The sequence below is a fragment of the Bacteroides sp. An279 genome (assembly GCF_002159615.1).
GTDB lineage: Bacteria > Bacteroidota > Bacteroidia > Bacteroidales > Bacteroidaceae > Phocaeicola > Phocaeicola intestinalis.
This window is the reverse complement of the sequence record NZ_NFJA01000013.1, coordinates 17,927-30,764: the sequence shown is the minus strand read 5'-3', so window position 1 is coordinate 30,764 and position 12,838 is coordinate 17,927. Positions and strand designations below refer to the sequence as shown.

Annotated in this window: 6 protein-coding genes; 4 read left to right on the top strand and 2 right to left on the bottom strand. The window is 47.1% G+C overall.

Annotated features, from left to right (window positions below):
• Positions 1 to 330: 330 nt before the first annotated feature.
• A complete protein-coding gene (locus B5F78_RS04080; RefSeq protein ID WP_087406096.1) occupies positions 331 to 1,296 on the bottom strand; it encodes a FimB/Mfa2 family fimbrial subunit in 966 nt (321 codons plus the stop codon).
• 244 nt (positions 1,297 to 1,540) lie between these two features.
• Between B5F78_RS04080 and B5F78_RS04075 the strand changes: the two genes are divergently transcribed.
• Positions 1,541 to 2,419: an Rpn family recombination-promoting nuclease/putative transposase gene (locus tag B5F78_RS04075; protein ID WP_087248009.1), complete on the top strand. Its 879-nt coding sequence runs from the start codon at positions 1,541 to 1,543 to the stop codon at positions 2,417 to 2,419.
• Between the two features lie 89 nt (positions 2,420 to 2,508).
• Here B5F78_RS04075 and B5F78_RS17940 read toward each other — a convergent pair whose 3' ends face one another.
• Positions 2,509 to 2,640 carry a hypothetical protein gene (locus tag B5F78_RS17940; RefSeq protein WP_255376587.1) on the bottom strand — a complete coding sequence of 44 codons (132 nt, stop codon included), beginning with the start codon at positions 2,638 to 2,640 and terminating at the stop codon, positions 2,509 to 2,511.
• Between the two features lie 490 nt (positions 2,641 to 3,130).
• Between B5F78_RS17940 and B5F78_RS04070 the strand changes: the two genes are divergently transcribed.
• The 3 genes from B5F78_RS04070 to B5F78_RS04060 all read left to right on the top strand — a co-directional run bounded on the left by B5F78_RS04070 (position 3,131) and on the right by B5F78_RS04060 (position 12,826).
• Positions 3,131 to 7,141 carry a hybrid sensor histidine kinase/response regulator transcription factor gene (locus B5F78_RS04070; RefSeq protein WP_087406095.1) on the top strand — a complete coding sequence of 1,337 codons (4,011 nt, stop codon included), beginning with the start codon at positions 3,131 to 3,133 and terminating at the stop codon, positions 7,139 to 7,141.
• A 147-nt stretch (positions 7,142 to 7,288) separates the two neighbouring features.
• Positions 7,289 to 10,171 (top strand): glycoside hydrolase family 31 protein, encoded by a 2,883-nt coding sequence (locus B5F78_RS04065; RefSeq protein ID WP_087406105.1) that lies wholly within the window; start codon positions 7,289 to 7,291, stop codon positions 10,169 to 10,171.
• 147 nt (positions 10,172 to 10,318) lie between these two features.
• On the top strand, positions 10,319 to 12,826 hold the full coding sequence (locus tag B5F78_RS04060) for a glycoside hydrolase family 2 TIM barrel-domain containing protein (protein ID WP_087406094.1): 2,508 nt from the start codon (positions 10,319 to 10,321) through the stop codon (positions 12,824 to 12,826).
• Positions 12,827 to 12,838 lie beyond the last annotated feature (12 nt).

Below are 12,838 nucleotides of genomic sequence, written 5' to 3'. Positions count from 1 at the left end.
GTGGATTAGTTGGCGTATTCGGGCGTATGCGATACGCCCCTACATGGGATGTTTGCGGATATTCAACATGAATATATGCTTTGTCGGGTAAGTGTATTCCTCATCCGTTTTTTATTTCTCCCCGGAACAGTCGTTTCCGTATTTGGATTACATTATCGTTTCATCCAGCTTCTATTTATGGTTTTCATATGAAAACCGTACGGTTTCCATATCGAGAACGTACGGTTTCCAATTCAAAACCATACGGTTTTGATATCGAGAACGTAAAAGTATGCTTTCTGGAAAAACGATATGACTTACATGCAAAACCAAATGGTTCCTTCATATCGTTCATTCTAAGATAGGGACATTGATTTCTTCGTTTGATTCGTTCCATTCGTCAACGGTGAAACTGCCCGAATCTTCTTCTTCCAGGATATTGCCGATGCTGATATCAAGTGTCAACTTATTGTTGGCTTCCAGTGGGGCATTCAGTGTTTGTTTGAACGTCTTGGTCTTTCCGTTGGCAAGTGTGATGAAGACTTGGAGTTCGGGGGTGCCGAAAGAAGGAAACATCATCACTGTGCCGTTACTCATTTCTTTGTCGTCGTCAGAGCGGACCAGCGGGAAAGCTACAGTGCAGGCTTTTCCCTCAGGCTGGGCGGTGTAAAAGTTCAGCTTTTCCGCAATGTGTGTTACCCGTACTTCTACGTTTTCGATAGTATTGCTCAAAGCATTGCCTTTGTTGTCTTTTAACGTTACTTTCAGTCCGCTCACTACCCGGTGCAGGTCTGCGTCCAGGTCTTCTGTTCCGACATTTACCGGGCGGCGGGCATGTACGAGGTCGAAAGTAGGATAATAGGTCGTGTCATTGGAAATGGCAAGCAGGCTGAAGTCTTGTTGGGCAAAGTCTTCACCGATGCTGTAGTTGGGTTCCCGTACATTCGGATAAGCGTAAATGGGTTCGGTATACTGGGGTGTGCCCCAATAAACCATGTCGTATGTACCGGCAGGCAGGCTCACTTCCTGGTTGTTTGCATTGGGATAAACAGAACCGTCTTTGATGAAATAATATCCATGGAAAGGTGTCAGTTTCTGGTTTACATAATTTCCATAATAAATGGATGTGCTTTCGTTGCAGGGGGCTACGCTCAGTACTCCTGTAAAAGGTTTGTTCCCGTCACGGGTAGATATGCCCATGTACATGGCAGGACTGATCAGGTCGGATGCCGGGTTTTCGGGAGCTACCGGAGTGTCATCGTTGTGGCAGCTTGTCACGAATAGGGCAAGTACTGTCAAGAATGCTAATTTTTTCATTACTTATTGGTTTTTAATTGGTTCTATAGATATAACACGCCGGTTGTCCCTTTTGTTCTTACAGCAGGAAGAAAATGTCCGAAAGCCTGTGTCTTTTGCTGTTGCCTTCATGTCTGTGGACTATGATACGCTCCTGCAAAAAACGCTTTGACGATATTCACAGTCCATTTCTGGTTGGCTATAATCTATTGCATTTTATAAAATATATCATTACCTTTGTGGCAAACCCTAATTAACTACGTACATGAGATATTTGGACCCTAAAGCCGACCTGACTTTCAAGAAAGTTTTCGGCGAACACCCCGACTTGGTCATCAGCCTGCTCAATGCCTTGCTGCCTTTTGATGAGCCCGAAGAGGAGATTGCGGAAATCGAATACCTGACACCGGAACTGGTGCCGGAAACGCCGCTGAAAAAGAACAGCATCGTAGACGTGCGCTGCAAAGACAAAATGGGCAGGCAGTTTCTGGTAGAGATGCAGATGCTTTGGTCTCCTGCATTCATGCAGCGCGTGTTGTTCAACGCTTCGAAGGCATACGTGCGCCAGCTTGGAGGTAGAGAGAGCAAATACGAACTGCTCCAGCCCGTGTATTCGCTTAACTTGGTGAATGACATCTTCCTGCCGGATGTGCCGGAGGCTTACCACGACTACAAAATCGTGCAGGTGGAACATACTGACAAGGTGATTGAAGGGCTGAGGTTTATCTTCGTAGAACTTCCAAAATTCAAGCCACAAGATTTCAAAGGCAAGAAAATGGCGGTACTTTGGTTGCGGTATCTGACGGAAATAGACGAGCATACGCGGCAAGCCCCCAAAGAGTTATTAGAGAATCCGGAAATCAGTAAGGCGGTGACGCAAATCGAAGAATCCGCCTTCAGCGATGCCCAACTGTGGTGGTACGATGACTTTTGGGATGCCGTGCGTGTGGAAAATACCTTGATAAGTGATGCTTTGCGGGAAGGCAGGCAAAAGGGCATGGAAGAAGGCAGGCAAGAAGGCATACAGGAAGGCATCCGACAAAACAACATCCAAAATGCCCGTGGCATGAAAGCAGAAGGTATCCCGACGGGAACCATCGCTAAAATCACCGGACTTTCGCCGGATGAAATTGAGAAATTGTAATCAATCTAAACTTACGCGGCAATACCTGCCACACATAAATAAAGCAGCTAATCCGCAAGGGCTGGCTGCTTTATTTTGATGTAAGAAGACTATTTCTTTTGATAGATATTCATCACACATGCCGCATAAAATTCTCGCCCCAGAAATGATATGCTAACTTCTCTAGTATATTGTTTACCGACGCCAAAATTTCCGGTAGCAGGTAAATCTTCTATTTCCATATTAAACTTATGTTCTGGCCAATATTCTGAAAAATCAATACGCCGTCCATCTATAACCAAAAATTGATCATAACATCTGATGAACACTCTTACTCTATACAACGGTTGGTACTGATTATTGTAACACTAAAATATTATTTAGATTTTCTACTTCTACTGTTGAAGTCAAGATTTTAAAACCTTCAAAATTTCCACCTTCTGTTGCTCCTTCTATGGAAATAAGCACTACTACCATCAGCAATATGTATCTTCTACTTCTTCAACAGGAGAATTTTTCTGCGAGGTCTGTGCTCCATAATTGGTAAATAGCAGATGTGCGTGTAGCCCAATAATAATCCGTAAATTGGCTGGTTGTAAGTGCATGTCAGCTGTATATGTTTTAAATGAAAGAGCCGTGGCTTCTTATTTAGAAAAAAACGGGTGCGCTTGCTTTTTTCTCGTTTTTTTGTTTCTTTTGTAATCGAAAACAAACAAAGCCTTTCATCTTATTATGCTGAAAAAACAGATTCTTATTGCATTGTTTATTATACTGGCATGTGCCGGAGGTCGTGCACACCGCTATATGTTCAAGCATTTGGAAGTAGCCGACGGGCTTTCCAGCAATACGGTTTATTCTATTTATCAGGATCAGGACGGATTTATGTGGTTCGGTACGCGGAACGGGTTGAACCGCTATGACGGGTATACTTTCCGCGTGTTCCGGCATTTGAATAATGACCCGTATTCGTTGCCCGATAATGTGGTAGCGAATATTTGTGAGAGTCCCGAAGGCATGTTTTGGGTAAAGACTGAGCGTGGATATGCTTTGTTTGAGAAAGATAAGGGGGTTTTTGTCAATGATTTGAGTGGTTTCATGAAACAATTGGGCAGCAACGCTAAAAATCCAATGTCTGTCTATGTGGACAAGAAAGGATATACGTGGTTGTATGTTGCCGGAGAGGGGTGTTACCGGTATAAGCAGGGAGAAAAGCCGAAAGTCTTTGTATTGCGGGAAAACGGCTTGCCTGTATCGGGAATCACTGCGGTGGGAGAGTGCCGTGACGGCATTTTGTTGTTGTATGATACAGGGCTGCTGGTCTGCATCGGGCGTGACGAACTGGACCTGAAATGGAAAAGAGATGATATACCGGCTCAACTTCCGAAGGGGAAATACGTTCAGTTTTCGCTTTTTACGGATGCTGATGACTGTGTGTGGATATACAGCGTGTTGGGGCTGTGGGTATATGATGTGCCAACCGGACGCTGGCGTGATGATTTGGCCGCTCCCTGGAAACATCAGACAGACTTTGTACATGCGATGGCGCAGGATAAGACCGGACGCATTTGGCTGGCAAAGGAATATAAAGGCATTGACGTGTTCGACAAAAAGACAGGTGAGGTCGTAAATCTGACAAATCATGAAGACGACGAACGTAGCTTGTGCCACAATACGGTGTATCAGCTTTATGTCGACCGTAACGGTTTGGTATGGGCAGGTACTTACAAGAAAGGCATTTCGTATTACGGAGAAAGTATTTTCAAGTTTCATTTCCAGTCTTTGGGCGATATTACGTGCATCGAACAGGAAGATGCGCATCGGTTGTGGCTGGGAACCAACGATGACGGGTTGCTTTTATGGAATGTCAAGACACGCAAGTTTGAGGAATATGGTTCCCGTCGGATGGGTTCGAATCCGATTGTTGCACTGCTGAAAGCACGTGACGGGAAATTATGGGCTGGCACTTTCAACGGTGGGTTGTATTGTCTGGATAAAGGAAATATTATCCGGTACACGATGGCAGATGGCTTGTCGAGCAACAATGTTTGGGATTTGGTGGAAGACCGGGAAGGTAATCTGTGGATTGGTTACTTGGATGCAGGATTGCAATGTTTTCATCCGCAGACAGGAGAAATGGAGACTTATACAACTGCCAATTCGGATTTGCCCGATAACCTGATTAATTCGCTTTGCCTTTTACCCGATAATACCTTGGTGATTGGTACGGTAGGAGTCGCATTTATGAACTTGCAGGACCGGAAAATTCGCAAGATGCCATCGGCAGCTGGAAACAGAAACGATTTTGGGGTCAATCAGGTATTTGGAGACAGCAGGGGACTGGTATGGATTGCTACTCTCGAAGGATTGAAGATGTATGACCCGAAATCGCAGGTATTGAAAGAGTTTTCCGATATTACAAGGGAAGAAGGGGAGATGATTTCGGGGATTGCTGAAGACCACAGACATAATCTGTGGATTTCGTCAACCCGGAGGATGGTTCATATCAACGTGTTGCAGCAGGGCGAGGAAGGCTATTCGTTTGAACCGCATGTGTATGGTAATGCAGACGGGCTTCAGAATTGCGATTTCAACTTGCGTTCCATCAAGACTCTGAAAAACGGAACGATTGTGGCGGGAGGACTGTATGGCTTGAATATTTTTAATCCAAGTGAAATCAGTTACAATAAGCAGTTGCCCAATGTCTTGTTCTCCGGCCTGTCCTTGTTTGACAAGGAGGTGGAGGTAGGCAAAACGTATGACGGCAATCTGATATTGCCCGAAGACTTGAACAAGGTCCGTAAGGTGGAATTGGATTACAGGCAGAATATTTTTTCCATTGAACTGGCTACGGATAATTTCATCTTGCCGGAAAAGACCTTTTTCCGGTATAAGCTGGAAGGAATCGGTAATGACTGGTTATCGCTTCCACCAGGTATCCACAGGCTTGTATTCACCAATCTGAATCATGGCGTTTATACACTAAAGGTGAAGGCGGTCAATAGCGATGGCTATGAAAGCAAGGAGATGGCACAACTGAAATTGATTGTGCGTCCTCCCTTTTGGTTGTCGTGGTGGGCTTACCTGCTTTATATAATTATAGGTGTAAGTGCCTTGTTGTTTGCCCGGCGTTTGACTTTGAAGCGTGAACGCGAAAAGTTCCGCATGCAGCAGATAGAGCAAGAAGCAGTCCGGAAGGAGGAAATCAATCAGATGAAGTTCCGTTTCTTTACCAACATCAGCCACGAATTGCGTACGCCATTGACTTTGATTATTGCCCCGCTGGAAGAGTTGTTGAAGAAAACGGCAGAGGATGAATCGCAGCGTAATGTGTTGCAGCTGATGTATCGCAATGCGCAGCGTCTGCTGATGTTGGTCAACCAGTTGCTGGACTTCCGAAAGGGAGAGATGAGCGGGCATCACTTGTCGTTGTCGGAAGGGGATATTGTGGGATATATCCGTGAGGTCTGCAATTCGTTTTTGTCAATGGCAGACAAGAAGCATATCCGGTTTTCTTTCTTTTCGGGGGTGGATGCGTTTTCGATGGCTTTCGATGCCGACAAGATAGGGAAGGTGGTGATGAACCTGCTTTCCAATGCCTTTAAGTTTACTCCTGAGGGCGGACGTGTCACCGTGATGCTGGAGTATGTGGAAGGCGATTCGAATGTATTCGAGATAAAGGTTTCAGATACAGGCATCGGCATCCCCGACGGTGAAAAGGAACATATCTTCGAGCGTTTTTACCAGACAGAGCATAAGGGGCAGGATGAAATGACGGGAAGCGGCATCGGCTTGAGTCTGGTGCGGGATTTTGTCAGGCTGCATGACGGTACGGTGGAAGTCTTTGACAACATCGGTACGGGAGCAGTATTTGTGGTGTGCTTGCCGGTAAGACATGTCGACGTAAAGGCAGAATTGCCTAAACCGGTATGTGTGCCTATGGATGAAGGGCAGGAGACGGCAATGGCGTCAACCGACCGGAAGGATTTCCCGCTTTTGCTTGTCGTGGATGACAACGAGGATTTCCGTTTGTTTATGCGGCATAGTCTGGAATTGCAATACCGGGTAGAGGTTGCCTCGAACGGGCAAGAGGCTTTGTCTAAGATACAGGAGTTACAGCCTGATTTGGTCATCAGTGATGTGATGATGCCTGGTATGGACGGAAACGAATTGTGCAGGCTGATAAAAGGAGACAAGCGTACGGCACACATCCCGGTTATCCTGCTGACGGCGCGTCAGGCGGTGGAATCGAAAGTAAAAGGACTGGAGACGGGAGCGGACGACTATGTGACCAAACCTTTCAACATGACTGTATTGGTGTTGCGCATCCGGAAACTGATAGAATTGAGCCGTTATCATCGGTCTGCACAAACATCGACCATAGACCCGGCTCCGAGCGAAATACTCATTACGTCCTTGGATGAAAAGCTGATAGAGAAAGCAGTGAAATATGTGGAAGAAAACATTTCGAGAAGCGATTTGTCGGTAGAGGAATTGAGCCGTGAACTGGGGATGAGCCGTGTGCACCTTTATAAGAAGTTGTTGCAGATTACCGGAAAGACTCCCATTGAGTTTATCCGGGTTATCCGGTTGAAAAGAGCAGCCCAGTTGTTGCGTGAAAGCCAGCTGCATGTATCGGAGATTGCCTATGAAGTAGGTTTTAATAACCCCAAATATTTCAGCCGTTACTTTAAAGAAGAATTTGGCGTTTTGCCTTCTGCTTATCAGGAAAAAGAGGGTAAATAACAAATGATACCCCATACGGAAACAAATGAAGCCCGAATGGATGATATACGTTCCTTGTATAAAACATTTGAAATCATTTGTTGAGAGAACAATGATTATCTTTGTAATCAAAGAATTTTATTGTTTAACTTTAAACATGGGTATATGGTGAAAATGAAAAACATTTCTTGTTGCCTGCTCGCCGGATTATTGTTTGGTGCATGTTCCGGAAACGTTTATGAAGAGACAGACAAGGGTGTAATCGTAAAAGTACAGCAAAAGGGTGACACAGATGTGCGTCTGGTCCGTTTTCAGGTGATGGGTGAAAAACTTATCCACGTGTCGGCGACTCCTGAAAAGAAATTTGCCGACCGGCAAAGTCTGGTTGTTGTTCCTCAAACGGAGCAGACTCCCTTTACGGTAGCGCAACAAGGCGATACCATTACGGTATTTACCGATGAGGTGCGTGCTTCGGTGCTGGCGTCTACGGGTGAAGTATGGTTTACCGATGAAGACGGTAACCTGATTCTGCAAGAGAACAAAGGAGGAGGGAAGACCTTTACCCCGATTGAAGTGGAAGGAACCAAAGGATATACCATTCGGCAGGTGTTCGAGTCGCCCGATGATGAGGCGTTCTATGGTTTGGGACAACATCAGGCGGACGAGTTCAACTACAAAGGTAAGAATGAGGAGTTGTTCCAATACAATACGAAGGTGTCTGTGCCTTTTATCGTATCGAACAAGAATTACGGTGTGCTGCTTGACAGTTATTCGCTCTGCCGTTTCGGTAATCCCAATGATTATTCACAATTGGGGGAAGTGTTCAAACTTTATGACAAGGATGGAAAAGAAGGTGCCATCACCGGTACATACGTGCCTGCCGAAGGTTCAGGTGCGGAGACCTTGGTACGCCGTGAGGATTCGCTCTATTTCGAGCATCTGGTAAGAGGCGATTTGGGACATGTGGTGAACTTGCCTAAAGATTTTCCTTTCTATGGTTCGAAGGTGACGTATGAAGGTTCTATCGAACCGTCGGAAAGCGGAGAATTCAAGTTTATTCTGTATTATGCGGGATATACAAAGATATACATCGATAACCAGCTGGTGGTACCTGAACGTTGGCGTACGGCGTGGAATCCGAACAGCTATAAGTTCTCGGTCAATCTGGAAGCCGGAAAGCGTGTGCCGCTCAAAGTGGAATGGATTCCCGACGGAGCCGTATCTTATTCCGGGCTTCGTGTATACAGTCCGGTAGACCCGAAAGAACAGGGCAAGCAATCGTGGTGGAGCGAAATGACGCAGCAACTGGATTATTATTTTATCGCGGGTGACGATATGGACGAGGTCATCAGCGGCTACCGTACGCTGACGGGCAAGTCGCCGATTATGCCGAAATGGGCGATGGGGTATTGGCAAAGCCGTGAGAAATACAATACGCAAGCCGAAATGCTGGGTGCCTTGAAAGGGTTCCGCGACCGTCGGATTCCTATTGACAACATCGTGCTTGACTGGAATCACTGGCCCGAAAACGCTTGGGGAAGCCATGAGTTCGACAAGGCACGTTTCCCCAATCCGAAAGCGATGGTAGATTCTATTCACGCCATGCACGGACGGATGATGATTTCCGTATGGCCGAAATTCTATACGACAACCGAACATTTCAAGGAATTTGATGAGAAGGGCTGGATGTACCAGCAATCGGTAAAGGACAGCCTGAAGGACTGGGTAGGTCCGGGTTATACGTACGGATTCTATGATGCCTATAGTGCCGATGCACGCAAGTTGTTCTGGATCCAGATGTACGAGCATTATTATCCGTTGGGCATTGATGCCTGGTGGATGGATGCCAGCGAGCCGAACGTGCGCGATTGTACTGATTTGCAATACCGCAAGGATTTGTGCGGTCCTACGGCATTAGGCTCCTCGGCTGAATACTTCAATGCTTACGCTTTGATGAATGCCGATGCTATCTATAACGGCCAGCGTGGAGTAGACAACAATAAACGTGTATTCTTGCTGACCCGTTCGGGCTTTGCCGGATTGCAGCGTTATTCTACCGCTACGTGGAGCGGTGACATCGCTACCCGTTGGGAAGACATGAAGGCACAGATATCAGCCGGACTGAACTTTGCCATGAGCGGCATTCCATATTGGACGATGGACATTGGTGGATTCTGTGTAGAAAACCGTTACGTGGCAGGTCAGAAGCAATGGAACGAGACAAAGACCGAGAATGCCGACTATAAGGAATGGCGTGAGCTGAATACGCGTTGGTTCCAGTTCGGCGCGTTCTGTCCGCTGTACCGTGCCCATGGTCAGTATCCGTTGCGCGAGCCGTGGGAAATTGCTCCAGAAGGGCATCCGGCTTATAATTCCATTGTTTATTATACGAAGTTGCGCTACAACCTGATGCCGTATATCTATTCTCTGGCAGGCATGACCTGGTTTAAGGATTATACGATTATGCGTCCGCTGGTGATGGATTTCACATCTGATACGAATGTAAATAACATCGGTGACCAGTTTATGTTCGGTCCTTCCTTTATGGTATCTCCGGTATATGAATACGGTGCCCGTTCGCGTGAGGTTTATTTCCCGAAAGCGGAAGGTTGGTATGATTTCTATACCGGCAAGTTCCAGCAGGGTGGTGTGAAGGCAGATGTGAAAGCTCCTTACGAGCGTGTACCGCTTTACGTACGTGCCGGTTCTATCGTTCCGTTCGGTGAGGATATGCAATATACCGATGAAAAACCGGCAGATCGCATTGTACTTTATGTATATCAAGGTGCCGATGGAGAGTTTACGCTGTACGAAGACGAAGGTGTGAACTACAACTACGAGCAGGGCAAGTATGCCATGATTCCGATGGAATACGATGAGGAAGAACAGACTTTGACCATCGGCAAGCGTGAGGGTTCATTCCCCGGTATGCTGGAGAAACGTACCTTTACCGTGGTAAAGGTGAATCCCGATAAGGCACAGCCTTTCGACTTGAATGCTAAAGGTGTAACGGTGGACTATACGGGCGAAGAAGTTTCGGTGAAATTATAAATGTGATGATTGTGTGAAACGCAGATTAGCGCGGATTTCCTCAGATTAATTATAGTCAATCTTTCGCAAAACAATTTTGTTCTACTATAATAATGATATCTGCGTTAATCTGCGGGAATTTGCGTTTCAATAATTAATTAAGATAAAATGGTGAAGAAATTAGCTTCTCTTTTATGCGGAGTATGTTGCCTGCTTTTAGCTTCGTGTGCGGCATCTCCGGAAGAACTCCGCGAGAAGATAGACTTCAACGACGGCTGGCGTTTCCTGTTAGGAGACGAACCGCAAGCGGAAGAAGTCGGTTTTGCAGATACGGCGTGGCGTGCGCTCGACTTGCCTCATGATTGGGCGATAGAGGGCGACTTCAGTCAGGATAATCCGTCCGGTACAGGCGGAGGGGCTTTGCCCGGAGGCATCGGATGGTACCGTAAGACTTTCGTTCCCGATAAAGCCGATGCGGATAAGAAGTTCCGTATCGTGTTCGATGGGGTCTATATGAATTCGGAAGTATTTCTTAACGGTGTATCTCTGGGGCATCGTCCGTATGGATACATTACTTTCAGTTACGACCTTACCCCGCATCTCAAGTGGGGCGAAAAGAATGTGCTTGCCGTGCGTGTGGACAATTCCGAACAGCCTAATTCACGCTGGTATTCGGGATGCGGCATTTACCGGAATGTATGGCTGGTGAAGACCGGTGCAGTGCATGTGGCTGAATGGGGAACGTATGCTACGGTGAGTGAGGTGAGTGATGCGCAGGCGGATTTGGATATTCAGACCCGTGTGGCAAATGAATCAGCTATGCCTGCTCAGGTGAAGGTGCATTCTTCTTTGCTGGATGCGGAAGGGCTTATCGTTGCAAGTGGAGAAACGGACTGTTTCGTAGAAGCCGGGAAGGAAACCGAGGTCTCGCAACAGCTAAAGGTCGGGAATCCCGAACGGTGGGATATTGATACACCTTATTTATATACCTTATTGACCGAAGTGGTACAAGAAGGGAAACAGGTCGACCGTTATGAAACGCCTGTAGGTATCCGTTCGTTTTCTTTTGATGCCGAAAAGGGATTTATCCTTAACGGAAGACCGATGAAGATAAACGGGGTATGCATGCATCACGATTTGGGATGCTTGGGAGCGGTGGTCAATGTGCGTGCCATGGAACGCCAGCTGGAAATCCTGAAAGAGATGGGATGCAACGGCATCCGGTGTTCGCACAATCCTCCTGCGCCCGAATTGCTCGACTTGTGCGACCGGATGGGGTTCATCGTCATGGATGAGGCGTTCGACATGTGGCGCAAGAAGAAGACTTCGCACGACTATGCCCGCTATTTTGATGAGTGGTATGAACGGGATTTGCGCGATTTCATCTTGCGCGACCGCAACCATCCCTCCATATTTATTTGGAGCATCGGCAACGAAGTGTTGGAGCAGTGGAGCGATGCCAAAGCCGATACGTTAAGTCTGGAAGAAGCGAACCTGATTCTGAACTTCGGGCATTCGGCGGATATGTTGGCAAAAGAAGGGGAGATGAGTGTCAATTCATTGCTGGCGAAGAGGCTGGCTGAGTTTGTAAAGGCACTCGACCCGACACGTCCCATTACGACCGGATGCAATGAACCGAATCCGGCAAACCATTTGTTCAAGTCGGGAGCTATGGACATTATCGGGTACAATTATCATAACGCGAATATTCCCGATGTGCCTAAGAATTTCCCTAACAAGCCTTTTATAATTACCGAAAGCAATTCGGCTCTTGCCACACGCGGGTATTACCGGATGCCGAGCGATAAGGTTACCGTTTGTCCCGACCGTTGGGACAAGCTGTATTACGACCCGACTTTCGCTTGCTCGGCATACGACAATTGCCATGTGCCTTGGGGAAACACGCATGAGGAAACCATAAAGCTGATTCGTGACAATGCTTTCATCAGCGGGCAATATGTGTGGACGGGATTCGACTATATCGGCGAGCCTACTCCTTACGGATGGCCTGCACGCAGCTCGTATTTCGGCATCGTCGACCTTGCCGGATTTCCGAAGGATGCCTATTACCTCTATCAGGCGGAGTGGTCGGACAAGCCTGTGCTCCATCTTTTCCCGCACTGGAACTGGACGCCGGGACAGGATATTGATATGTGGTGCTATTACAACAATGCCGACGAGGTGGAACTTTTTGTCAACGGCAAGTCGCAAGGCGTGAAGGCGAAGACTCCTGATTGCCTGCATGCGGCATGGCGTGTCAAGTTCGAGCCGGGAAGCGTGAAGGTGGTGGCACGTAAAGAAGGCAAGGTAGTAGGCGAGAAAGAAATCCGTACAGCCGGAACTCCTGCCCAAATCCGCCTGACTCCCGACCGTTCCAACTTGTATGCCGATGGGCGTGACTTGAGTTTCGTAACGGTAGAGATTTTGGATAAGGATGGCAATCTGTGTCCGAACGCCGACAATTTGGTCCGTTTTCAGGTAGAAGGCAATGCCTTTATAGCCGGAGTGGATAACGGAAGCCCCATTTCGATGGAGCGGTTCAAGGACAATAAGCGCAAGGCTTTTTACGGCAAGTGCCTCGTGGTATTGCAAAACACGGGAGATGCCGGAGGTGCTCGCCTGAAGGTGGTTTCCGATGGCTTGCGTGATGCAGAAGTATCGATAACAGCAGAATAAAATTATAAAACA

What these genes read in the sequence shown, in the direction of transcription:
- B5F78_RS04070 (WP_087406095.1), top strand. Translation starts at nt 3,131, where the DNA reads ATGCTGAAAAAACAGATTCTTATTGCATTGTTTATTATACTGGCATGT.
- B5F78_RS04075 (WP_087248009.1), top strand. Translation starts at nt 1,541, where the DNA reads ATGAGATATTTGGACCCTAAAGCCGACCTGACTTTCAAGAAAGTTTTC.
- B5F78_RS17940 (WP_255376587.1), bottom strand. Translation starts at nt 2,640, where the DNA reads ATGGAAATAGAAGATTTACCTGCTACCGGAAATTTTGGCGTCGGTAAA.
- B5F78_RS04080 (WP_087406096.1), bottom strand. Translation starts at nt 1,296, where the DNA reads ATGAAAAAATTAGCATTCTTGACAGTACTTGCCCTATTCGTGACAAGC.
- B5F78_RS04060 (WP_087406094.1), top strand. Translation starts at nt 10,319, where the DNA reads ATGGTGAAGAAATTAGCTTCTCTTTTATGCGGAGTATGTTGCCTGCTT.